General features: G+C 68.8%; 21 protein-coding genes and 3 pseudogenes. 14 read left to right on the top strand and 10 right to left on the bottom strand.

What is annotated here, in order from left to right; genetic code table 11:
- The first annotated feature begins 21 nt into the window (after positions 1 to 21).
- Positions 22 to 1128: a hypothetical protein gene (locus tag ACZ6ZQ_RS16240; RefSeq protein WP_469769183.1), complete on the top strand. Its 1107-nt coding sequence runs from the start codon at positions 22 to 24 to the stop codon at positions 1126 to 1128.
- Positions 1129 to 1233: 105 nt separating this feature from the next.
- Positions 1234 to 1632 (top strand): annotated as a pseudogene (locus tag ACZ6ZQ_RS16245) (HEAT repeat domain-containing protein); the annotation flags it as partial.
- A 170-nt stretch (positions 1633 to 1802) separates the two neighbouring features.
- Here the strand turns inward: ACZ6ZQ_RS16245 and msrA are convergent.
- Both msrA and ACZ6ZQ_RS16255 read right to left on the bottom strand, forming a co-directional pair.
- The gene (gene msrA, locus ACZ6ZQ_RS16250; protein WP_469769184.1) at positions 1803 to 2315 is read right to left on the bottom strand and encodes a peptide-methionine (S)-S-oxide reductase MsrA; all 513 of its coding nucleotides are present in this window, start codon (positions 2313 to 2315) and stop codon (positions 1803 to 1805) included.
- 655 nt (positions 2316 to 2970) lie between these two features.
- Entirely contained in the window at positions 2971 to 3258 is a 288-nt protein-coding gene (locus tag ACZ6ZQ_RS16255; RefSeq protein WP_469769185.1) for a putative quinol monooxygenase, read from the bottom strand.
- A gap of 99 nt (positions 3259 to 3357) precedes the next feature.
- Between ACZ6ZQ_RS16255 and ACZ6ZQ_RS16260 the strand changes: the two genes are divergently transcribed.
- The 3 genes and pseudogenes from ACZ6ZQ_RS16260 to ACZ6ZQ_RS16270 all read left to right on the top strand — a co-directional run bounded on the left by ACZ6ZQ_RS16260 (position 3358) and on the right by ACZ6ZQ_RS16270 (position 5763).
- Positions 3358 to 3930 (top strand): TetR/AcrR family transcriptional regulator, encoded by a 573-nt coding sequence (locus ACZ6ZQ_RS16260; protein WP_469769186.1) that lies wholly within the window; start codon positions 3358 to 3360, stop codon positions 3928 to 3930.
- A 141-nt stretch (positions 3931 to 4071) separates the two neighbouring features.
- A pseudogene (locus ACZ6ZQ_RS16265) lies at positions 4072 to 4221 on the top strand (DUF4291 family protein); the annotation flags it as partial.
- Positions 4222 to 4242: 21 nt separating this feature from the next.
- A complete protein-coding gene (locus ACZ6ZQ_RS16270) occupies positions 4243 to 5763 on the top strand; it encodes a recombinase family protein (protein ID WP_469769187.1) in 1521 nt (506 codons plus the stop codon).
- Between the two features lie 186 nt (positions 5764 to 5949).
- On the opposite strand, the gene ACZ6ZQ_RS16275 is transcribed toward ACZ6ZQ_RS16270, so the two are convergent.
- The 4 genes from ACZ6ZQ_RS16275 to ACZ6ZQ_RS16290 all read right to left on the bottom strand — a co-directional run bounded on the left by ACZ6ZQ_RS16275 (position 5950) and on the right by ACZ6ZQ_RS16290 (position 9452).
- Positions 5950 to 7308 carry a replication initiator gene (locus tag ACZ6ZQ_RS16275; RefSeq protein WP_469769227.1) on the bottom strand — a complete coding sequence of 453 codons (1359 nt, stop codon included), beginning with the start codon at positions 7306 to 7308 and terminating at the stop codon, positions 5950 to 5952.
- Between the two features lie 295 nt (positions 7309 to 7603).
- Complete coding sequence (locus ACZ6ZQ_RS16280; protein ID WP_469769188.1) at positions 7604 to 7801, bottom strand: hypothetical protein; 198 nt, start codon at positions 7799 to 7801, stop codon at positions 7604 to 7606.
- Positions 7798 to 9099 carry an FtsK/SpoIIIE domain-containing protein gene (locus ACZ6ZQ_RS16285; protein ID WP_469769189.1) on the bottom strand — a complete coding sequence of 434 codons (1302 nt, stop codon included), beginning with the start codon at positions 9097 to 9099 and terminating at the stop codon, positions 7798 to 7800. Before ACZ6ZQ_RS16285 ends, ACZ6ZQ_RS16280 begins: the two co-directional genes overlap by 4 nt.
- Positions 9099 to 9452: an SCO3933 family regulatory protein gene (locus ACZ6ZQ_RS16290; protein ID WP_469769190.1), complete on the bottom strand. Its 354-nt coding sequence runs from the start codon at positions 9450 to 9452 to the stop codon at positions 9099 to 9101. Before ACZ6ZQ_RS16290 ends, ACZ6ZQ_RS16285 begins: the two co-directional genes overlap by 1 nt.
- Before the next feature lie 168 nt (positions 9453 to 9620).
- On the opposite strand from ACZ6ZQ_RS16290, the gene ACZ6ZQ_RS16295 reads away from it, so the two are divergent.
- Positions 9621 to 10400 (top strand): GntR family transcriptional regulator, encoded by a 780-nt coding sequence (locus ACZ6ZQ_RS16295; protein ID WP_469769191.1) that lies wholly within the window; start codon positions 9621 to 9623, stop codon positions 10398 to 10400.
- Positions 10401 to 10809: 409 nt separating this feature from the next.
- Here ACZ6ZQ_RS16295 and ACZ6ZQ_RS16300 read toward each other — a convergent pair whose 3' ends face one another.
- The gene (locus tag ACZ6ZQ_RS16300) at positions 10810 to 11109 is read right to left on the bottom strand and encodes a hypothetical protein (RefSeq protein WP_469769192.1); all 300 of its coding nucleotides are present in this window, start codon (positions 11107 to 11109) and stop codon (positions 10810 to 10812) included.
- A gap of 314 nt (positions 11110 to 11423) precedes the next feature.
- Positions 11424 to 11990 (bottom strand): ATP-binding protein, encoded by a 567-nt coding sequence (locus tag ACZ6ZQ_RS16305; protein ID WP_469769193.1) that lies wholly within the window; start codon positions 11988 to 11990, stop codon positions 11424 to 11426.
- A gap of 198 nt (positions 11991 to 12188) precedes the next feature.
- Between ACZ6ZQ_RS16305 and ACZ6ZQ_RS16310 the strand changes: the two genes are divergently transcribed.
- From ACZ6ZQ_RS16310 to ACZ6ZQ_RS16335, 6 genes are all read left to right on the top strand, one after another.
- Positions 12189 to 13541, top strand: a complete 1353-nt coding sequence (locus tag ACZ6ZQ_RS16310; protein ID WP_469769194.1) for a tetratricopeptide repeat protein — start codon at positions 12189 to 12191, stop codon at positions 13539 to 13541.
- A 451-nt stretch (positions 13542 to 13992) separates the two neighbouring features.
- On the top strand, positions 13993 to 14709 hold the full coding sequence (locus tag ACZ6ZQ_RS16315) for a peptidase inhibitor family I36 protein (protein WP_469769195.1): 717 nt from the start codon (positions 13993 to 13995) through the stop codon (positions 14707 to 14709).
- Between the two features lie 67 nt (positions 14710 to 14776).
- Positions 14777 to 15190, top strand: coding sequence for a hypothetical protein (locus ACZ6ZQ_RS16320; RefSeq protein ID WP_469769196.1), 414 nt, complete (start codon positions 14777 to 14779; stop codon positions 15188 to 15190).
- Positions 15191 to 15496: 306 nt separating this feature from the next.
- Positions 15497 to 15802: a hypothetical protein gene (locus tag ACZ6ZQ_RS16325; RefSeq protein WP_469769197.1), complete on the top strand. Its 306-nt coding sequence runs from the start codon at positions 15497 to 15499 to the stop codon at positions 15800 to 15802.
- On the top strand, positions 15799 to 16305 hold the full coding sequence (locus ACZ6ZQ_RS16330) for a DUF4291 domain-containing protein (protein WP_469769228.1): 507 nt from the start codon (positions 15799 to 15801) through the stop codon (positions 16303 to 16305). Before ACZ6ZQ_RS16325 ends, ACZ6ZQ_RS16330 begins: the two co-directional genes overlap by 4 nt.
- 460 nt (positions 16306 to 16765) lie before the next feature.
- The gene (locus ACZ6ZQ_RS16335; RefSeq protein WP_469769198.1) at positions 16766 to 17872 is read left to right on the top strand and encodes a serine hydrolase domain-containing protein; all 1107 of its coding nucleotides are present in this window, start codon (positions 16766 to 16768) and stop codon (positions 17870 to 17872) included.
- A gap of 453 nt (positions 17873 to 18325) precedes the next feature.
- Here ACZ6ZQ_RS16335 and ACZ6ZQ_RS16340 read toward each other — a convergent pair whose 3' ends face one another.
- Complete coding sequence (locus tag ACZ6ZQ_RS16340) at positions 18326 to 19429, bottom strand: sensor histidine kinase (RefSeq protein WP_469769199.1); 1104 nt, start codon at positions 19427 to 19429, stop codon at positions 18326 to 18328.
- Positions 19430 to 19629: 200 nt separating this feature from the next.
- Positions 19630 to 20286: pseudogene (locus ACZ6ZQ_RS16345) on the bottom strand (response regulator); the annotation flags it as partial.
- 198 nt (positions 20287 to 20484) lie between these two features.
- Here ACZ6ZQ_RS16345 and ACZ6ZQ_RS16350 point away from each other — a divergent pair.
- Together ACZ6ZQ_RS16350 and ACZ6ZQ_RS16355 are read left to right on the top strand one after the other, a co-directional pair.
- Entirely contained in the window at positions 20485 to 21912 is a 1428-nt protein-coding gene (locus ACZ6ZQ_RS16350) for a DUF418 domain-containing protein (RefSeq protein ID WP_469769200.1), read from the top strand.
- Positions 21845 to 22594 carry a histidine phosphatase family protein gene (locus ACZ6ZQ_RS16355; protein ID WP_469769201.1) on the top strand — a complete coding sequence of 250 codons (750 nt, stop codon included), beginning with the start codon at positions 21845 to 21847 and terminating at the stop codon, positions 22592 to 22594. The genes ACZ6ZQ_RS16350 and ACZ6ZQ_RS16355 overlap by 68 nt, the downstream gene beginning before the upstream one ends.
- Positions 22595 to 22797 lie beyond the last annotated feature (203 nt).

The raw sequence follows: 22797 nt of genomic DNA on the forward strand, positions 1-22797 counted from the left end.
GCCGTCCGGGACAATGGCCGTATGGAGATTCTCTGGTTCCTGATCGCGATGGGCCTGCTGGCCGCCGCGATCGGCCCGTATGTGATGCGCCGCCGTAACGCCGTCCGGCAGGTCGCGCCCGGATCACCGGACGCCGCCGACCCTTCCGCGTACGGATTCGTCCGCCAGGAGTTTCTCGATCTGCGGCTGCCCGGGCCCGACCAGGACCTCCTCGACGTGCTCGACATCGTGCAGCGCACCCAGGACTGGCGGGCCGCGTCCCAGCTGCTCGCCGGCACGGGCAAGGAGGGCGAGCTGCGCTGGCAGCGCGTGCAGGCGTTCGCGGGCGCGGCATCACTCGAACTGCAGCAGCAGCCCGGCAGCGGCGGTTCGTGGCTGCGTACCTGGCGTGCGGAGTCCCCGAAGGACGCGGGCGGCGCGGCCGTGCACGCCGAGTTCCTGGTGCAGCAGGCCTGGCGGTCCTCCGGCGGCTCCGGGAGCGACGACTTCCGGATCATCCTGGAGGAGGCCCGTACGGTCTGCGCGGAGGCGGCGCTGCTGGCCCCCGGCGACCCCGTCCCGTACATCGTCGAACTGGCCGTGGCCCGCGGACTCGGCTACTCCCACGAGGAGTTCGACCAGCTCTGGGCGAAGGTGATCGACCGCGCCCCCACGCACATGGGCGCACACCTCGCCGCCCTGCACTACTGGTGCGAGAAGTGGCACGGCTCGCGGGAGGAGGCCGACCACTTCGCGACCACAGCCGCGGCCCGCGCCCCGCAGGGTTCGCTGCTCGCGGCGCTGCCGCTGTTCGCGGTCTTCGAGCATCTGCCCGAGGTCAATCTCGTGTCCGGCTTCTACCAGAGCGCGGTGGTCACCAGGGCGGTGGAGGGCGCGCTGCACGCGACGCAGACCGCCGCGGCCGACGACCCGGTGCTCCCGCACGTCCGCCATCTGCTGGTCTTCTTCCTGGTCGGGTCGGAGCGCTGGGCCGAGGCCATGTACCAGCTGGTACGGGTCGACGGCCATGTCGGTGCCCTGCCCTGGACCCACGGCGGCGACCCGGCGGAGGCCTACGCCGTGTACCGGGCGATGGCGGTGGCGGGCTACGAGGCGAATGGGGGAAGCCCGGCGACGCTGCTCAGCTGAGCCCGGGTGAGCCCTCAAGGCCGGCGAAGGTGCGAAGTCACCCGGTGAGCGTTTGACCTTGACACAGCGACAAGGCCTTCACCGCTTGCCAGGGAGGTGGTCTCGATGACCATGACGAGACAGGACGCGGATGCGATACGAGCGCTCCAGGGCCTGGAGGACAGCCGTTCGTCCGTGCGACTGCGGGCGGCTCTGGCGGTCGGCACGACGCCAGATCCGCGCTTCGTCGAGAAGCTCATCGAGCGATGCGCGATCGAGCCCGAGTTCTTCGTCCGCGACATGCTGACCTGGGCGCTCACCGGCCACCCGGTGTCCATGACGCTCCCCGAGCTGCTCCGCGAAGTCCGCTCGGAGCGTGTGCAGGCACGGAGCCAGGCGCTGCACACGTTGTCCAAGATCGGGGACCGGCGGGCGTGGCCGGCGATCACACGGGCGCTCCTGTCCGACGCCGACGACGAAGTGGCGCGGAGCGCCTGGCGGGCCGTGGTCGTGCTCGTGCCGGAAGCGGCGTACCTTGTTCAGCTACGCGACGCACGGTGACGGATCTCTCCTGGGGTGCCGCGTACGCGGCCCGCGGGGCGGGCCCCTGACTTGTGACCGTCCACCGAAGGGGGACGGTGCACAGCAGCGGCACCCACCCCGCAGCCTTCGCCTTCCGCCGGGCCGCCTCGCGGTCAGCCCTCAGCGCGGGCGGGCAGTCGCCATCCCGGGCGCGGGAAGTGGCAGGTGTAGCCGTCCGGGTAACGCTGCAGGTAATCCTGGTGCTCGGGCTCGGCCTCCCAGAAGGGGCCGACCGGCTCCACCTCAGTGACGACCTTGCCCGGCCACAGGCCGGAGACATCCACATCCGCGATCGTGTCCTCGGCGATCCGCTTCTGCTCGTCATCCACGTAGTAGATCGCCGAGCGGTAGCTGAGGCCGATGTCGTTGCCCTGACGATTCTTTGTGCTCGGGTCGTGGATCTGGAAGAAGAACTCCAGGATCGCGCGGTAGTCGGTCTTCGCGGGGTCGAAAAGGATCTCAATGGCCTCCGCGTGCGTGCCATGGTTACGGTACGTCGCGTTCGGCACGTCACCCCCGGTGTATCCCACCCGGGTCGCCGTCACGCCCGGAAGTCGGCGGATCAGCTCCTCCATCCCCCAGAAGCATCCGCCCGCCAGCACGGCCCTCTGCGTCTGCGCAGCCATTGCTGCCCTCCAATATCTGTCAGCTCGCTCACTCGGGCTACCCGGCTCGCACACCACCGGCATCCCATACCCGCCCTCCTCAACGCGCGAGAGATCCAGACGATTCCGTGCCCCTCCGACCGGCCCTGCGGTCGCCGACCGCCGGCCACGTCGAGAAGCGCACCGACCTGTTGCCCACCCCCACGCCGACAAGGCCGCCGAACGCTCAACCGTCGCTGCCGGGGTGAGTCACCCGGCATCACAGACCCGCCGAGAAGCGGGTCAAACCAAGCGGTCCAACGAGCCGACGAGCCGCCGCACTGGCACCAACCACAACCACAAGCCACGCACTCAAGACCGCCTGGCCGTTGCCGCAGCTGGACCTGCTGCTCAGGCGTCAACTCCACCGCCAAAAGCCTCGGCATCACCGCCACGCCCGCCAAAGCTCCAACCCCAACGGGGAGTTGACCTCACCGAGACCTAGTGCCGCGACCGGCAATGTTTGCCCGTCAAGGAGCATCGTCCGGTGCATGGGGTCTCCCCAGGCCCGCAGGGCCGAGGGGAAGCATCGCAAGGCGGCCAGAAGTCCTTGTAGCGGAGCTACCAGGGCTTTTGGCCAACGCAGCGAGGGTGCGTGCCGGGCGGCGCGACAGGGCAAAGCTTGCTGGGAGGGGCACTAGCGCGACACAAGGAAGTGGACCTCACGGGGCCTGACCTCCAGGTCGCTCAAGCCGTCGGGCGTCGCGCCCATCTCGCGGGCGACGTCGGCCGCCGCCAGGAATGCCTCCTCGGACTCGAAGGCGCCGGTGGTGACGACGGCGTCGCCGTCCGGCGTGACCCAGACCCCGACGGACAGGAAGCCCGGCTGCCGCCGCGTCGCCTCGGCGACCTGGTGGCATTCGCCGACGAACTCCTCGACGTGCTCGGCGGCCGGGTAGTGGAAGGCAACGAAACCGAATGACATGACGTGTCCCCTCTCGGGTTATACGATGCCGTACAAGACGAGGCTAGACCTGTTGTACGAGGCCGTACAACAGGTCTGACTGGGTGAGGTGGGTCACAGATGGGCGCATTGCGCACACCGCGCGAGAAGTGGGTCGAGGAGGGGCTTCGGGCGCTGGCCGCAGGCGGAGTGGACGCGGTGCGGGTCGAGGCGCTCGCCAAGGCGCTGGGGGTGACCAAAGGGGGCTTCTACGGCTACTTCGCCGACCGTGACGCACTGCTGACCGAGATGCTGGACGCCTGGGAGCGCGAGAGCGTGGACGACGTAGTGGACCGGGTCGAGCGGGAGGGCGGTGACGCACGGAACAAGGTCCGCCTGGCCGGACAGCTCACCTTCTCCAGCGACCGCCTGCTCCCCATCGACCTGGCCATCCGCGAATGGGCCCGCCGTGACCACACCGTCGCCGACCGCCTGCGCCGCGTGGACAACAGGCGCATTCAGCTGGCCCGAGACGCGATCGGCACCTTCTGCGCCGACCCCGACGAGGTCGAGGCTCGCGCCCTGCTCGCGTTCTGCGCGGCCATCGGCATTCACTTCCTCGCCGCCGACCACCCCGGCCGCACCCGCGCCCCGGTCATCGCCCGCGCCGCCGACATCATCCTCGACGTCCCGCATGGCAACCCTGGCGCATGATCCCTTCCCCAGGCCCCTGGCAGTCGCCGGAAACGCCGGGGCGCTCATCGTGCCGGCCAAGTGAGGCGGTGAAGCGCGCTGCTGAACCCTCGAGTCGAAATTCGGTGGCCGCCTGAACCGGCCGACCCCACGCTGTACGCCATGGAAGAACCGCAACGCAGGATCCGTGCGGCCTACTCGGAATCCACGATCACCGTCTACCAGGCGTACTCCCCGGAAATCGGCCTGCCCGCCGTCCGCGACGGCCGCTTCCCCGCCGCGTGGAAGCGGGACAGGATGACATGGATCAAGCAGTGCTCATAGCCTCTTTCCATGGCTGAAGACGACAACGACCAGCAGACGGACGCCCGGTTACGGCGCGCCCTCCGGGCTAGGCAGGCAGCTGGCGGGCAGAGGGAGAAGAAGCACCGGGCCAACTGGGCAGGAGAGCCGGCGGCGATCTACTGCCGCATCTCTCACGTGAACGACGACGACCAGACGGGCGTGGAACGCCAGGAGAGCATCTGTCGCGAGGTGGCCGACCGTCTAGGGCTCATAGTGGACGAAGACCAGGTCTTCGTGGACAACAACCGGTCGGCATGGCAGCGGAAGCGCAAGCGTCCGGGGTGGGACGCACTACTGGCTGAGGCCAGCAAGGGCCGCGTGCGTCACGTCCTCACGTACCACCCGGATCGGCTGATGCGACAGCCGCGCGATCTCGAAGAGCTCTTGCAGATCGCTGACGATCACGACATCACGTTGCATGGTCAGGCGAACCGGCGTGATCTCGCCGACCCCGATGACCGCTTCTTCCTGCGGATCGAGGTCGCGCACGCGTGCCGGTCAAGTGACGACACTTCTCGCCGACTGATCGATTCCATGATCGACCGTGTGCAGGACGGCAGGCCGCACACCGGCAGGCGACGGTACGGGTACGACAAGACCGGCATGGTTTTCGTCCCTGAAGAGGCCGACATCGTGCGGGAGATCTTCACTCGCTATCTCGACGGAGTGAGCCCGGTCCAACTGGCGAAGGAGTTGTACGAGCGGGGTGAGAAGACCGCTGAAGGGCGCAACTGGAGTGCCCCGCGAGTGCGGGATGTTCTCGACAGCCGCCACGTCGCCGGGATCCGTGTCTTCCGGGGCGAGGAAGTCGGGGACGGTGAATGGCCCGCGATCATCGACCGGGGGATGTGGCTCGAAGTCCGGGAGCGCCGCGCCTACCGGGCCGCGAAGCTGGCGAGCGGCAAGAAGCCGAGCAGGTTCTATCTGCTGCGTGGCGTGGTTACTTGCACAGGATGCGGCAGGATCATGGGCGGCTCAGGAGGAAGTGGCGCCAAGTACGTCTGCCATCGTCACACTCACCGGCTCGATACCCCGCGCTGCAACAGAGTCATCTCCGCTCCGATCTTGGAAGAGTTCGTGAGCGAGGCCGCTGTCAACCTCCTTGAGCGGCTTGACCTGTCGGAGGCACCGACGCCCTCTGAACTGTCGGACGAGGATCGGGCCACCATCGAGGTCGACCGTCGCGAGCTCGACGAGCTCAAGGACATGTGGCAGAAGCAGGAGTTGAAGACTCGGGAGTATCGCGAGATGCGCAAGATCGTCGAAGCACGCATCGCGGAGATAGAGCGCAAGATGGTCGTCCGTCCGACCACCGAGGTGCTGGATGGTCTTGTGGGCCCGAACGCACGGGCGAGCTGGGAAGCCCTGAAGGAGGCGGAGGACTGCCAGCGGATGAACGCCGTGATCCGCTTCCTGTTCGCGGCGGTCAAGATCAAGGAAGCGACGAAGAAGGGTCGATACTTCGACTACGGCAGGATCGAGATCGAGCAGAACCCTATCTGGACCTGACTCGCAGGAGAACGAAGGGGGCCTCACGCGAGGCCCCCTCTTCGCTGTCTTATTCGATCTTGCCCCCTGGTTGGCGTTCCAGGAGTCGCGCAAGGCGCTTTGCTGATTCCGGGCCGATCCTGGTGGAGAAGGTCCGGCACACTCTTTCCAGATGGCGAGCTCTTTCCGCGTCACGGTTCTGATTTGTCAATGGCCCACCACCGTCCAGTGGATCGCTTCGCGGGCGATCTCGCGGTTCGTGGCGAGATCTTCGGCGACTCCGGCCGCGATGAGGGCCGCCCCGGGGGTGTGGCCCGATCCGACGTAGCGCCAGTTGCGTTCGGTGATCGCGTCGGGGATGTCGGCGTGGCCCATGTGGTGGGCGCGTTCGGCGCGGAGTGCTGCGTAGGTGGTGGAGTAGGCGCGGGATTTGGTGAGGATGTGGCCCCGGTAGCCGAGTGTGTGGGTCCAGGCCCGGAGGCGGAGAGGCTCGTATTCCGGGAGGTTGCCGAGGCGCCAGCAGGTGCGCATGAGCGTGCGGACGTGTGTGCTGACGGGTGCCGTGGCGATGTCGGCCCAGGCGGTGAGCGGGTGGTCGAGGCCGGCGCCGGTCTCGCTGGCTCCCTTGGTGACGTACTTGGCGACGTATGCGGCTACGGCGTCGTCGTCCGGGCCGTCGCCATTGGCGTGCAGCGGTCGGGCGTCGATCTGGTCGCCCCAGTGCAAGGCCCGCTCACCCACGGCCGGGCTGTAGGACGAGCGGACCAGGACCCGTCGGGCGGAGACGCGTACGGCTTCGATGAGGAGTTCCGCAGTGCCCCAGGCCGGGGGTTCCTCATCGGGACCGTTCGGGCCGTCGAGGCGGACGACGGCATGAACGTGGACGGCCGCCCGCTTCTGGTACTCAGCAACGCGGGCGAAGGACAGCCGGGCAGCCTGCGCGAAGCGGGACTGTACGAGGCCGACCGAGGAGGCGAGGCGCCGCCGGACGTCAATGACGAACCGATCCCACAGCTTGGAGGCGTGCGCGTGCCACAGAACATGTGCCGTGTAGTCGTAGCAGTCGGGGCACAGAGGTTGGCCGACGACCGGGGCGTCCGGGGCATGGACGGTGCCGCAGCCTAGGGAACGCCCGTGCTCGCACGTACGACCGTCGCGGCGGGGATAGCACCGTCCTCCGGCACGGTGGACCGGTCCGAAGGAGGGGGCGGTGAGGGTGACGAAGAGCCGCGGCCGGTGGCGCACGGTGGCGGGGACGTTCTTGCCGCCGAGGAGGCCCGCGCGGACGAGGTGGTAGGTGTCTCCGGCGTGGAGGCGGGAGCAGGCCGGGCAGATGGTCGCCCGCCGGTTACGGCAGCGGACGAGAAGGCGTTCGCCGGGTTCGTCGCGGGTGTCGTAGTGGTGGAGGATCTCGCCGGTTGTGCCGTCCAGGGTGGTGGTGGAGCCGGAGAGGTGGACGGGCTGGGAGCATCCGCCGGTTGCGGTGATCTGCTCCAGCCAGCGGGCAAATCTCGGGTCTTGGGCGAGGCGGATGGCGTCGCGGTCGGTTTCGGGGAGCTGACGCAGGCGCGCCGCGCGGTCGAGAACGGCGCGCCTGTCAGCCGGGGTGTACTGCGGGGTGATGGTGGTGACCTTCCGGGGTGAGCCGCCGTAGCGGCACGGATGTGGGTTGGTGGCGCGTGGTTGGTCATGGGGATCACTCCCTGTGCGGTTGGGTGTAGCGGGGGTTCAGCGGATGGTGCCGGTGCCCCGGCAGACGCGGCAGCGCCGGATGCGTCCGGTCCAGGTCTTACGGGCGCCGTCGCCCTTGCAGTTCGGGCACCTCACGCGAGGCATGGGCATGGCCGGGTGTCCTCTCTGCTCAGGTGTGGGAGAAGCCGCTGATGAACCAGGTCACGAGCCCGTGAATGGTGAAGAGCACGGGGGTCTGACCGAGGTAGAGGCCGAAGAGGCCGACGCACACCGCTTCCCAGGCGCGCACGTCGCGGGAGCGGATGAGGAGGAGGGTGATGATCCCGAAGATCACCGCGAACGTGAACGCCGTGCCTTCGCTGATCACTTGGACTCTCCTTTCAGCGCCGTCAGCGCGCGGGTGACGAGGGGCAGTTCCGGGGTCATCGCGCTGTACTTGCGGGCCGTGGCCACGGCCTCATCGGTGGGGGTGAGGTGGGAGCGTGCGCGGCTCCATCCGCCGTCCGGGCCGGTGCACACCGCCACGCCCCGTTCCTCGGGTGTGATGGCTTGGGCGACAGCCACGGCGTCCTTGTTCAGGTCGCCGAGGGTCATCTCCGCGGTGCCGGGGTCGTTGACCCGGTGGCAGATCCGGCCGCCGAGCTGGGCGCGCAGGGCGGTGACGCCGGGGCCGAGGTCGGATCCGACGCGTTGGCCGGCCACGACCAGGTGGATGCCGAGGGCGGCACCGAGCTGGGCCAGCCGCAGCAGCAGCGTCGAGCACTGTTCGGCTTCCGCCTTGCTCTCGCGGGTGCCGTCGGACAGGTACAGTTCCGCGATCTCGTCGACCAGGACGACGACGGGCACGGGGCGGAGCTTGTCCGGGAGCTCCCAGATGGAGCGGACTCCGGCCGACCGGCACGCGCTCATCCGGTCCTGCATGTCGACCACCAGGGCGGAGAGGAGCGCAACCGCTTCACGGCGGCAGGTGGCCAGCGCGCTCAGCCGCCCGGCGAACAGGCCGAGTTCCATGCCGCCCTTGCAGTCGATCCCGACCAGGGCGACGCGCTGTGTTGCGAGTTGGGTGATGAGCCGGGCGAGCAGGGTCGACTTGCCCGACCGGGTGGCTCCGGTGATCAGCCAGTGCGGCACCAGGCGCAGGTTCATCACCCACGCCCCACCGGTCTCCAGCGCGCCGATGAGCGCGGAGAGGAGTTCGGCCGGGGCCGTGGCTAAGCCGGGCCGTTCCAGCGGGTCATGGGCCATCGCGGTCAGGAGCACGAGGCCGCGTTCCGGCGAGGTGACGCGCACCGCGTGCACCTTCCACGCGTGCACGAAGGCATCCGCCGCCTTCAGATAGGTCGCCGGGGTCTGGCCCGCGTGCAGCCGCACCACCAGCGTCAGGCCCATGGAGGTGACGCGCGGGAAGGAGCAGCGAGGCGCCATCGGCCGCACCGGGTCACCCTTGACCAGCAGGTGACCGACGAGCGTGCGCGCCGGAAGCCGGGACACCGCGAGATCGTGAAGCACCGCGACGCGCCGCCAGGTGGACACCACGCGCCAGGCGGTCACCGGGTAGCCGACGAGGTACCAGTGCCAGACCGGACGGTGTCGACGCGCCAGGTCGCCGACGACGAGCATCCAGGCGAGCACGGCCAGGGCGAAGGCGATGATGTACGGCTCCATCACGCGTCACCGCCCTTGCGCTGCGCCGCAGCCGCGGGCACGGGCACGGGCGTGATGGCGTCGGCCCGGAAGCTGACGCCGTGGCGGTCGCCCATCGACCACACGAACGCGGTCAGGCCGGTGACCTTGACGATCTGTCCTTCCTCGATGCCGGTCGGCTCACCGCTGACGGCGATCTCGATGACGGAGATCCGCCGCCGGTCCTGCCGCACGGTGACCGCCACGGTGTAGACGGGGTTGCCGTCCCGGTCCTTCTTCACCTCCTGTGTCTCGGAGTTGCTGAGCTTCACTTCCGGCGCGATGGCGCACCGCAGTACGCCGAGCCGCGCCGTGTCCACGGGAATGGACTGCATGATCTTTGGCCTCCCTGGCCAGTCACGACGCCAAGCTTATGCTGACGTCACTTGTCCTTACGAGTTATGAGTGTGGGGTGCTGTACGGCGAGAGCGCAACTACTTATGCTGACGAGTGACGTCGCGCGTGCGACGTGACTACGACCTCAAGCCGTCGGAGATGCCGAGATGTCTGAACTCCAGCGCCCCGGAGCCCTCTACCAGCAGGTGGCCGCCGCCATTCGCGAAGCGATCCTGTCCGGCGAGTACGAACCCGGCGCCCCGTTGCCCTCCGAGACGCAGCTCATGGAGCGCTACAAGGTCTCGCGCCCGACCGTCCGCAACGCCGTTGCCGCCCTGCGCGCGGAAGGGTTGATCGACGTGCACCACGGCAAGGGCAGTTTCGTGCGCTCCGACGGCCACCCCATCGTCAGCCTCCCCGGCTACGTGGGCCGTACGTCCGGCGGCCGCTTCGTGCTCCATGGAGTGGCCGCGTGGGAGCAGGCCGAGGAGCCAAGCGCCTACCGCACGCACACCACCGAGCCCACGGCGCACCTGTTGGAACTCCAGGTTGAGGAAGCGCTGTTCGGCTGCGACCGTCTGCTTACCGACCCCGCCACCGGCACGCGCGCCATGCACCGCACACTGATCCCGTTCGCCACGGCCGAGGCCGTACCGAATCTGGCCGAAGCGCCGGATGCCGAGCCCGAGGCCGTGTACGCGATGCTGACGAAGGCCGGTCACAAGCTGTGGTGGTCCGAGACGGTCCGCGCCCGCATGCCACTGCCCGACGAGCGCACCGCGTTGCGGTTGCCGGATGCGACCCCAGTCCTGCACTTGTCCCGGGTCACCTGCGGCACCGATGACCAGGCGCTGATCCTCGAAGAACTCCGTATCGGTGCGGACCGCACCGAACTCGCCTACCGGATCACCGCCGAAAAAGAACCCGCCCGACGTCCCTCGGCATGATCGCCAACAGGCATCGGTCGAAACCGCCTTCACTTCCTCAAGGGCGCGCCTGCGGCGCGCCAGGCAGCCCGGCCGCCCCGGCCGGGCATGCGGCGTGGCCGCCGGTCCCGTCCGGGCACCGGGCGCCCCACACCACAACGCGTCAGAGGTCGAGATACGGCGACCGGCCGACATCAGCCGGGGTACTCGTGGCCGGGGGCGACGGCCTTCGAGGCTTTAGGCAGCTCCCATGGGGCGAGCCTCGAAGAGCAGGGGGCCGATCGGGCACCACAGCGGGCAGGGCAGGAGCCTGCCCGATTCGCCGGGCCAGCGTAAGGCCCCCTGCTCTCTCGCCCCATGGCAGCTACCGCCCAAAGCCTCTGCGGCCGGCGACGTGCCCACGTGCACCTCTCACCAGCGGACACACCCCTCACCGCGAACCACCGTCGCCATCTGCGAGCGCCTCCAGGAGCCCGGCAAGCCGGTCCACGGCGTCCGGCCAGCCCGCCAGCCGCACGACCCCGCGCCCGTCCTCGTTCGTTGAGGCGACAGCCCGTAACTCCGACAGCTCCAGCCCGGAACCGAGTAAGGCCCGGTTCAGGCGGTCCGCAGCCTCACGTGCCGTACGCCAACCCGCGACGTAGTCGACGCCGGACACCCACAGTCCGGCGTTCGCCCCCGCGACGTCGTCGAGTCCGTCGCTCAGCCAGCCCTCACCCGAGCCAGTCACGTTGTCCCACCTCTGCCCTGATCTAGGTAATGGGTCATCAACTTCCTTTGGCCCAGGGCAGATGCACAGCACGAAGACCCCGGTACCATCAGGCACCGGGGATCTTCGCGTTCCCCAACCGGGCCACCCGTCGCTTTCCAGGGCTGAATGGGTGGCCCGGTCTCGGTTTCGGTTGTGAAGCGCGGCCCCTGGGGCTGAGTGGGGAGCTCAGCGGACCGTTCCAGGGACCGCGCCCCGTCCGCCAGAGGGTTCACCCTCCAGCCCCCGGCTGTCGCCCGCGAGACAGCGACCGGCGAAGCGACAGCCGGGGATCATCAAGACGGCATGCCCCGAGTTCCGCCGTCTAGGTCAAGTCGGCACCACACGGTCTTGCCGCCCCGGTCTTCCGGTGTCCACCAGACCGCCGTTGCCAGCCGCTGAGCGATCAGCAGCCCACGGCCGCTGTCCGGCACGACCGCTTCCGACAGTTCACCCATCAACCCCGGCGAGAACGTCTCGCCCAGCGGAAGCAGCGGAGGCGTCGAGTCCTCATCCGCGACCCCGATGAACAGCCACTTCGGCCACATCTTGAACTTCACGTCGATGCGCCGGGAGCCGCCGGGGCGTGCGAGACAGCGTTCCGGGACTGCGTGGTTGACCACGTTCCCGACCAGCTCTGACACGATCAGCCGGGCATCGTCCGCCACGTCACCGGCACCCGCGCCCCGAAGGAACTCGGCCGTGTGGTCACGCGCGATGCGGGCGGTGTTGCCGCACTCGGCGAAGAGAGTCAGCGTCAGGAAGTGCCCACCGGAGGAAGCGTCCGGCGCCGTGTACCAGTGAGCGTACGCATCCAGCTCATTCGCTAAGTGCTCATGCGTCCGCGCTTTCCTCGCGTCCATGAAACGGTCCCGTCGCAGGTCACGTCTACCGAGGCTCTCCCGGCAGGGTGACCCGAGGGTGCACCCCTTGCACGGCCTACCGCTCCCCCCTCTTGGGGACCCCCCTCTTGGGTACACTCGCAAGACGGACGCAAGCGAAGATCGAAAGAGCAGGTCGAGCCAGAAGAAACGTCAGGTCAATCACCATGGGGAAGTGAGATGACCGAAGCTGCACCGACACCGGCAGCTCTACCGCCGCATGTGCTGGAACGCGCGGACGTGCGGTCAGCCATCGCCAACCACGACTTCGGCGAAGTGTTCAGACTCGCCAAGCTTCACGGCAACATCAGCTTCGCCAAGATTGCCGAGGCCGTCAGCTACAAGCGCGAACACATCGGCAAGATGGCCCGGCTCGAGACCGACGGCAAGGGCGTCCGCCCGCGAATCACCCAGTTCCACAAGATCCTTGAAGTGGTGGACGGACTGCGCATCCCCGGCCATCTCGCCGGACTTGCCCCACGCCCATGGGAGTTGGAACGACCCGCCATCAGCTCTCGCACCGCCGATCCAAGCGCCTTGATCGCGCAAGGGGGTGCCGGACTGTGGGACGTCGCCGAGATGCTGCGTCGCACGGAGATGTCCAACATCAACAGCGCCGCGCTGGAGTCGATCGAACAGGGCATTGACCAACTGGCCCGTGCGTACCCATACGCCGACGCTGACTACCTACACGAGCGCACCCGCAACGGCCTCCACTACGTCACCAAGCAACTCGAAGGCCGGATGACGCTCCGCCAGCACCGGGAACTACTCGTTGACGCCGGATGGCTGTTCCTGCTGAACGCGTGCGTCCAGTACGACCGAGGCCAGCGCGAGGCCGCGAACCTCAGCAAAGCAGCCGCACTCCGCATCGGCGACGAGGCCGGCCACGGCGAGATCAAGGCGTGGGCCTGGGAGATCGAGGCGTGGTTCGCCCTCACCCAAAGCCGCTGGCAGGACATGCTCGAGGCCGTCGAGGCCGGGCACATCGCCGACCAGACACACTCCGTTGGCGTGCAGCTGTACGCCCACAAGGCCCGCGCCGCCGCACGCATGGGAAACGGCCGCCTCGTCCGTGAGTCCCTGGACGCCGGACGCGCACGGCTGGACCGCCTACCACGCCCCGACCACCCCGAACACCACTTCATCATCGACCCGGACAAGTGGGACTTCTACGAGATGGACGCCTACCGTCTCCTCGGAGACGACGAGCGCGCCGCCGCCCACGCCCACTCAGTGATCCGCATCAGCACCGGCCCCGACGGAACCGAGATCTCCCCCATGCGCGCGGCGGAGGCCCGTCTCACGCTCGGAGTCGCCGCCGCCCGCACCGGCGACATCGAGCAAGCCATCGGCATGGGCACCACGGCACTCGAAGCAGACCGCAAGTCCCTCCCATCCCTGCTTTTAGTCGCTGACGAGCTGAACAAGGAACTTCGCTCCCGGTACCCGCGTGAGGCCTCCACACGCGACTTCCACGAGCAGGTGATGGCCATCAAGCGAGGCACAGCTCGACCCGAGCTTCCGTTCTAGCCCCAATGCCGCTGACTTAACGGGGCTTTGGAGCCTGTAACGACGGCGTTGCCGCAGGTCAGGGGCTTTCAGTGCACCGTAAGTCTCTGGCCCAGGTCCGACGCACCTCCCTAAACGGCACGGGAGCCTCGACGGCGCGCAGACGCCCGTGATCACCAACCTGAGCGATCGGAACAGGAGGCCGTCGGCCCTCCTCGCGGCGTGTTGCCCCATCCTCGTACCTTCGAGGTTGCGCCGGATGAGCGCTGGCGGCACGAATGCGGACCGTCGAAGGTTGCAATGGCCACAGAGTTCGGGGGACTCGCCAATCATCCGCAGAGCGGCACGGTTGGCGGCTGCCTCGCCGTAGTGGAACAAGTGACTTTAGGTCAACTTTTCGACTATAGGCGCATGTTACCCATCAGTACCTCTAGAGTTCCTCCTCGTTGCACTACCTTCAAGGGGGAATCACGTGAAGTTCACACGGCTCATAGCCGTTCTCGCTACTAGCGCGGCGCTTGCCATCGGGAGCACGGCTACTGCCATGGCGGCTGATCCCGGCGGCGCGCCTTACAAGACCGGCGTAAGAACAGCCGTCGAAGAGGCTCGCCAGAAGAAGGAGAGCGAGCCGGTAGTCGCCACGTACAAGGGCAAGAAGATCGATCTTGCCAACGGGTGGGGTGGCGCCAAGGTCTGCACCGAAGTGGCCGTCGACGATGTCCGGTGCTACGACACGGTTGCGGAGTCCAACAAGGCCCTGGCCAAGATCGACGCGGGACACGCGAGCCTGGCCAAGAACTCCAAGGCGGCGGACTCTCGCGCTGCCGCATCCAAGACGGAGGACTCTCGCGCCGCCGCATCTACGGTGTCGACCAGGGCGGCCAGTGACTGCCCGTCGGGATATGTGTGCGTGTGGGAGCACTACGACTACAACACCAAGAGGGCAGGCCGCATGCTGAAGTGGTCCGCGAAGGGCCACAAGGAACTCTCGGACTGGGGTTTCCGTGACCAGGCCAGTTCGGCCTGCGTGAATCGCCCCCAGGGCGGGGCGGAGCTCAACGATCACCGTACGGGACTGCCCGACCCGTATCTGGTACTGGCCTCACAGTCCTGCTACAACAACTTCAGCAAATACGAATACACCTACGGTGGTAGCTGGAACGACAGGGTAGATTCCATCGACATGTGACACCCGTCACTCTGGGCCCCGCGATGGGTACGGCGCGGGGCCCACATGCATGGCAAGGAGAATCCAAATGCGAGCGAAGAGGATCCTTCCTCTGCTCCTCGTCCCGGTGCTGCTGTCCGGCTGCGGACTGATGGGAGAGGAGCCGCAGGGGGACAAGGTGGCCCCGCTGCAGCTTCCCACTGTTCAGAACGAAGGCATGGCCGGCTCGACGGCCGAGTCGTTCACTGCCTGGGTGAAGGAGGAGGGCACCGAGGAACAGCGCCGCGCCGTCGTGGGCCACGTGTCGATGATGTGGGGGGATTGGAAGTCCCCCGGTGAGCTCGGGTTCGTCCTGACCGATCACAGCGAGAAGGCCCCGGCCCAAACGGTCGCCGAGGCGTTCACCGAGTGGGAGGACAACGCTGACACCACGGTGCGAGCTGCCGTCTACGGCAAGGGCGGCAAGCTCCTCTACGCTCACGAACCGCCGCCCTCACGATAGCCCGCTGAACTCGTTGCCGTTGAGATCGCTCTGCCCGCTCGTGGCTGTGCTTGCATCGACCACTCACCACATATGAGAGCTACTTCCAAGATCTGGACCTGCGTGGACCAACTAGCTCTCCGGGCAGTGACAGGAGCGCCATACTCGCAGGTCAGCAGTGCAGCGCGCCTTCGGCGCGCGCCGGGGGCGTGGTAAATCCCGTGGTGCCCGCCCCATCGCGCCACCGCTCAACATCGACAGCAGAGGGCCCCGGATCGATCGGAATCCGAGGCCCTCTTGTCTTCGCTGTAGGTCAGTGACGCGTGGATGCCAGCGGTCGAGCCGGACGACTGCACAGAGGAGGAGGAAGACCTCATTGACGCTGCCGTCCAAACCTTCACGGACTGTCTTGAGATTTCTGAGGACATAGAGGTGTCCCGCTCTTCCGTGCGTGAGTCTCAGCGAGGCATCACCGGTCTCTTGGACGAGTTGAAGGCTAAGGGGCTCGCCGTCTACGCGGGCACCATCGACAACCACCCCATCGGTGGTGGTCCCAAGCCCCTTCTGGTCACCATGGCGATATTCAAGATCACACGCGTAGCTACGGGACAGGGCACACGGGCCAACAACTGACGGGCGACCGACCCCAGCGCGCGGCTAAAGTCTGTGAGCGAGGCTTGACATGGATCAAGCCGTCGTTCCTGTGGATGATGTACCGCTGCGGCTGGGGCGCCAAGGCAGGGCAGGAGACCGTTCTGGCTGTCGAGATCACTCGCGACGGCTTCGAGTGGGCGCTGCGCCAGGCGTGTCTGTCGAGCTACGCCCGCGGGCTCCACCCCGACCGCGCAACTTGGCAGCGTCAGTTGAAGCGCGCGCCCACCCGCGCACAGTGGGACCCCGAGCGGGACCTGCACCTGCAACCCCTGCCGTACCGGTCCCTGCAACTCGGCCTCTCCGGTGAGGCCGCACGACGCTACGCGGACGAGTGGACGGTCGCCATCCGCGACGTAACCCCACTCGCCCACGAGATCCCAGCCCTCGTCAGCAGCGGGGACCTGGCCTCCGCCGCCCGACTGCTGCCCCAGGAACGCCCCTATCCCGCTGGAGACGAGCTTCTTGCCCACCTACGCGGATGACGGGCTGCTCCACCCGACAGCCCGCTCCGGCCCATGGGTCACATGGCAGCACAGGCTCGCCGGCACGGGGGTAAAGCCAAGTACCCCGTTCGAGACGAACCAGGGGGCGTCGCGCCCGACCGGCATCGCCCCTGCGCCGGAAGCCACTGAGGGACAGTCGCCCCTAGGCCGTGTTTGAGAACTCCCGCCTGGCACGCGACGCCTGGCACGCACTCCCCCGTAGCCCTTCGGGCACGGGAGGTGCCCCCACCCTGCGTTGTCGGACTCATCCACGTACGTCCAGTACGAGGATGATCTCCCCCAGAGCTGCGCCTGGGAGGTGCCCCCACCGCCTTGCGATCGCACGCACCTGACGCCGCGCGCCCCGCCCTACGGGCGGACGGCGCTAGTTCTCAAACACGGCCTAGCGGGCCGGGAATTCAGTTGCCTCGCGTCACCCCAAGCTGGCTAGATTCTCCGCATGGCAGACATTCAGGGCTCATACGATGATCTGTTCACTGCCGTGCCCAGCGCGCTGGCGGGATTGCTGGACGAGGGAGACGCCGGTGGCTCGGTGGCCGTCTTCGTGGACGGCCGGCCGGTGGTGGACGTCTGGGGCGGATTCGCCGACGCCGACCGTACGATCCCGTGGCAGCGCGACACGATCGTCAACGTCTGGTCCGTCACCAAGACGATGACCGCGTTGTGCGCGCTGGTTCTCGCCGACCGTGGCGAACTCGACCTGGCCGCACCGGTCGCCCGGTACTGGCCGGAGTTCGCCGCGGCGGGCAAAGAGAAGGTGCTGGTACGCCACCTGCTCGCGCACACGGCCGGCCTGCCCGACTGGGACGGGCCGGTGGCGGAGCTGTACGACTGGACATCCGCCACGGCACGACTGGCCGCGCAGGCTCCGCAATGGGAGCCGGGCAGCGAGGCCGGATACCACTCGCTCACCCAGGGGTTCCTCGTGGGCGAGGTCGTACGCCGCATCACCGGCCGGACCCTGGGCGCGTTCTTCGCCGACGAGGTTGCCGGCCCGCTGGGCGCGGACTTCCACATCGGCCTGCCCGCCGAGCACGACCACCGGGTGGCGCTGACGATCCCGCCACAGTCCCGGGACGACGGCTACGCCGCGAGTGCCCCCGCCGGCGGCGCGACTCCCGCCGCCGGGACCCCGATACGGGTCCACGACGGGAACAGCGTGGCCTGGCGCCGTGCGCAAATCCCTGCGGCGAACGGGCTCGGCAACGCCCGCTCGGTCGCCCTCGTCCAGTCCGTGATGGCCTGCGGAGGATCGGTGCGGGGGGCGCGGCTGCTGTCGCAGGCGGGGTGTGACCGTGCCCGGGAGGAGCAGTTCCACGGCGATGACCGCGTCCTGGGCATGCCGATGCGCTGGGGTCTGGGCTACGGGCTCTTCGGCAACACCTACGGGTGGGGCGGTTGGGGCGGCTCACTGGTCATGATCGATCCTGCCGCCCGTATGGCAGTGGCGTACGTGACACATCAGATGCGCGAACCGGCGGACGACAATCGGGGACTGGAGATCGTCACGGCCGCGTATGACGGGCTCACGGGTCTGCGCGCGTGATCCCACGGGTCATATGGCAGCAAGGGCTCGCCGGGACGGGCGCCTCGTGCCCGATCGACGTCGCGAAGGCCGACGGCTGAGGCACTGCCTTCGGACGTCGCCGCAACACTGACCGCGCTGCTCACCGACACCGACCGGTGAGCAGCGCGCTCCGCGCGCAGATTCCTCACGCCAGACATCATCGGCGCCGACCGTTCGCCCATCGCCAAGAAGATCACTCTCGCCGGATCGATCAAATGGCTGGAGAACAAGCCCTTCGATCATCGGGACCTCGCCCGCTTGATCACTCACCGCTCCCGGCTCCCCGGCGCCGACGATGGCACGCCTCTGCTTGCCGTCGCCCGTAGCGGCTGTACTGCCGGGGGTGTCCTCAGCATCACGCCGGAGGACCTCCTCGAGGCGTGGGCGTGACGCACCCGGTCGCCGGCCTGGCCAACGGTCCGGCGTACCCGGTCACGACGTGCCGTCGACCGGAAGGTCCAGGCGAAGTTCGTAGCCGCCGTCGGGCGTCGGGCCGACGCTGACGGTGCCGCCGAGGAGCGCGGCGCGCTGGCGCAGGCTGACCAGGCCGTAGTGCGCACTGGGCAGTGGGAGGGAGGGCCGGGTCGGTGCGGTGTTGGTGACCGTGACACGGACGACGTCGCCCGCGTGGCGTATGTGAACCGTCGCGGTGGCGCCGGGCGCGTGCTTGCGTACGTTGGTCAGCGCCTCCTGGACGGTGCGGTAGATGGCCCGCTGGACGGTGGGCGGGAGGCCGTCGGGCAGGTCCGTCCGCAGTTCGGCATCGATGCCGCTGCTGGTGACCAGCTGCTGGAGATCGGCCAGGGACGGCTGCGGGGTCAGCTCTGTGGGGCGGCCCCCGGAGGCGCGCAGGACGCTGACCATGTGCCGCAGTTCGTCCAGGGTCTGGACGCTCAGCCTCCGGATCGTGGCCGCGGCCTCCTTGACCTCGGCGTCCTGGGCGCCGACCTGGAGCGCTCCGGCCCGTACCGCGATCAGGCTGACCTGGTGGGAGACCACGTCGTGCATCTCCCGGGCGAGCTGCGCGCGTTCCTTGGCCAGTACGGCCTGGGCGGTCAGCAGCCGCTCGTGGTCACGCGCCTCGGAGATCTCGGCGAGCCGCAGCGACAGATCGCGCCGGGCCTGGACGAGCTGGCCGAGGAAGACGGGAGCGGCCGCCGTCGCCGCCGTATAGCCCAGAGTGATCAAGGTCGAGGTGTCCGACAGGTCGAAGGCCGGTGACGGCCACGAGGTGATGCCGCTGATCGTGAACGCGAGAGCGCAGACGGCCAGCAGGATGCGGCGGCGCGTGAGTGTGGCGAGCGTGTACAGCGCGGCCAGCGCGGCGACGATCGCGTCGGAGAACAGGACGGCGGGCAGCGTGAGCAGGAAGGTGAGCAGCGGCAGCCGGCGACGCAGAAGAAGAGCGAAGGCAGCGGCCGTGGCGCACGCCATCCGTAGCCGCTCGTCGGCGTCGAAGTGGACCCAGACGTCGAGCAGCGAGGCTGCGACGAGAGCGGCGTCCAGCAGCGGGGCGGGCAGGCGGCGGGGGGTCATTCCTCCTCCAGGTCCCGAGGCCGCTCCTGATCCCGAGGCCGATCCTGATCCCGAGGCCGATCCTGATCCGGAGACCGCTCCTGATCCCGGGGACGCTCCTGGTCCCGAGGCCGATCCTGATCCGGAGACCGCTCCTGGTCCCGAGGCCGCTCCTCCCGAGGCGGCTCCCCATCGCGCGTCCGCTCAGGCTCCCGCGGCCGCTCCGGCTCCCGCGCCGGCTTGAGGAGGCCGGCCCGTTCGGCGAGCAGGGCGGCCTGGACTCGGCCGCCCACCTCCAGCTTGGTGAGGATGGCGCTCACATGGTCCTTGACCGTCCCGGTGCTCAGGTTCATCCGGGTGGCGATGTCGCTGTTGGACAGGCCCTCGGCGATGAGGACGAGTACGGCGCGTTCGCGCTCGGTCAGCCGGTCGAGGCTGCGGGCGGCGGGTTCCTGGCAGCCGGCGTCCAGGTAGCCGTCCACGACCGTCCGGGTGACCTTGGACGACAGTACGGTGCCGCCGTCGGCGAGGGTCCGCACCAGGAACGGCAGCTCCTCGGGGTCGGTGTCCTTGAGCAGGAAGCCGGCGGCGCCCGAGCGCAGAGCTGCCACCACGTACTCGTCCATGTCGAATGTCGTGAGCATGGCCACCACTGGAGGGTGCGGCAGCCGACGGAGACCGGCCAGGACGGTGAGTCCGTCCACGTCCGGCATCCGGATGTCCAGGAGCACGACGTCGGGCAGTACGTCCTGCGCCGTCCGGAGCGCCAGGCCGCCCGGAACCGTCGCCACGACCTCGATGTCGTCCGCCGCGTCGAGGATGTGCTGGAAGCCCGTACGGATAAGGGCCTCGTCGTCGACCACCAGTACCCGGATCACGTGTGCTCCACTCGCCTTCGGACCACCGTCGGACCGCCGTCGGACCACTGTCCGATTCGTACCACGCCGAGGCTCGCCCCGCCGGTGCCGGACACCGGATCCGGCCGGGCGGCGGGACCTCGCCAGTCAGTCGGCGGGGGTGGTTCCGGACACGTGCAGGATGGTTGAACCCGGCGGCCGACCCGGACCCTGGAGCACATGAGGCACGACGTCCAGCCGGCCGTGCCGTCCCAGGGATCCGTGGCCGGCGCAAGCCACCCTTCCCGTGCGTCGTCGACAGGACGACTCATCGGGATCGACCTGGCGCGCGGTCTGGCGATCCTGGGCATGTTCGCGGCCCACGTCGGCCCCGACCCGTCGGTGGGCGGCCCACTGGGCTGGGTGATGGAGCTGGCGCGCGGCCGGTCCGCTGCCCTGTTCGCTCTGCTCGCCGGCTTCACCTTGGTCCTTCTGACCGGCCGCCCGCAACCGCGGACCGGGCTCGCAGGGCAGCAGGCCGTGGCCAGGGTGCTGATCCGCTCCGCGGTCCTGATCGCCCTGGGGTACGCCCTGACCGCCCTGGGCACCGACGTCGACGTGATCCTCGCCTTCTACGGGCTGCTCTTCGTCCTCACCCTTCCGCTGTACCGGCTGCGGGCCGGCACGCTGGCCGTGATCGCCGCGTCGACCGCGCTCGTGCTGCCCCCTGTCCTGTATCTGCTTCGGATGGCGGTCGCCGACGGAAGCTGGGCCGATGCCGTCATCGCCTTCGACCCGCTGGCCCGGATCACCGGCTCGGACGGGATCATCGAGCTGTTCATCACCGGCGCGTACCCGGTACTGACCTGGCTGTCCTTCGTCATCGCCGGAATGGCGGTGGCCAAGCTCGATCTCACCAGGCCCGGCGTACGTGCCAGGATGGCCCTGTCCGGCGGCGCGCTGGCCGTGCTCGGCTACGGAGGCTCATGGCTGGCCCTGCACCTGGTCCCGGGTGCGCCGGCCGCCGTGAACGCGGCCACGGGCACCACGGCGGCGGCATCGGCCTGGTGGGCCGACGGAGTCGGTGAAAACCCCGCCACGGGCGTTCCCGCCTGGCTGCTGGTGGCCGCGCCGCACAGCCAGACGACATGGTCGATCCTGGGCAACACGGGCGTCGGCCTGGTGGTCCTGGCCGCCTGCCTGGTCGCCACGGCCCCGGCGGCGCGACTGCGGTGGGTGACCGCGCCGGTCGTCGCGGTCGGCTCGATCTCCCTGACCGCATACGTCGGCCACATCATCGCCATCAAGGCCCTGGGCATCGGCGGCCTGCAGGGCTCTGACGCCCTGCTGGCCCTCCTCGGCTTCGCCGTGGTCGCCATGTCGGCGGCCCTTCTCTGGACCCGGGCCTTCCGGCGCGGACCACTGGAGTACCTGCTTCACGCCGCCACCACACCCGCCTGCCTGGTCAGCTCACCGGCGGCGGGCAAGGAAACCCCCTACGGGGCCCGGCCTGCAGCGTTGCAGCCTCCCCGGCCCCCGGAGATTTCGGCAGTCTCACAACCTTCCGGCGTCCTGCCGGTCCAGGAAGAAGGTCAGCCGTATGACTGTTCGTCTGACATTTCTGTGTGCCACCGCCGGGGACCTCACGAGGGATGCAGTCTTCGGTGACGTACCCGTGAGCGAGCTCGGCCTCCATGAGGCAGTGCATGAGGATCGCCGTGGGGCAGTGCACGAGGATCGCCATGGGGCACTGCATCGGGACCAGCGTGAGGCACTGCCTGGGGCAGGAGGGGCCGCCGGAACAGCGCTCCCCCCGTACTCGCGGGCCGTCCGGGGGCCCTCGCTCCGTTGCGCGCAGACCGCTGACGCGCTCGGCGTGAAGGCGACGCCGGAGCCCGCGCTGCGCGACTTCGACTACGGCACGTGGAGCGGGCGCACGGTCGACGAAATCGCCGCCACCGACCCCCACGGATTTGCCGCCTGGCTCACGGATCCGGATGCCGCACCACACGGCGGCGAGTCCGTACGCCAGCTCTGCCGCCGAACCGCGGACTGGCTGAGCGCCATGCGGCCCGACACGGGCCGCGCCTTGGCCATCGCCGAGCCGGCCGTTGTACGGGCCTCGCTCATCCATGCTCTGTCCGCACCGGCGAAGGCCTTCTGGCACCTCGATGTGCCGCCCATGACCGCGGTTTCCCTCACATCACGAGATGGCTGCTGGAACGTGCGGCTCGGCCACATCGCTCTCTGCAGCCGTCCCGGTTACGGCAGCGGCGACGAGCACATCGGCGCCGTGCGACTGTCCGAGAGGCGTGGGAGCGTCCTGAAGGTGATGCCTGCCCCGGTGTGACGCGCCTACCGACGTGGCAGGCGTCGTTGTCCGACGTGATGCACGGGCACGGCAGGACCTCCGGTTGCTCGTGCGTCTCGGGGCCCGAGACGCGTCGAAGAGACAGCAGCGCGGAGCCACGAGGCGCGGGGGGCCGACTCACCTGGTGGCCGTTCACTCGAAGCGATCACCCTGGTTGCAGTCGGTTGCGGGGGCTCTGACGG

This window comes from Streptomyces sp. NPDC053673 (genome assembly GCF_055585225.1).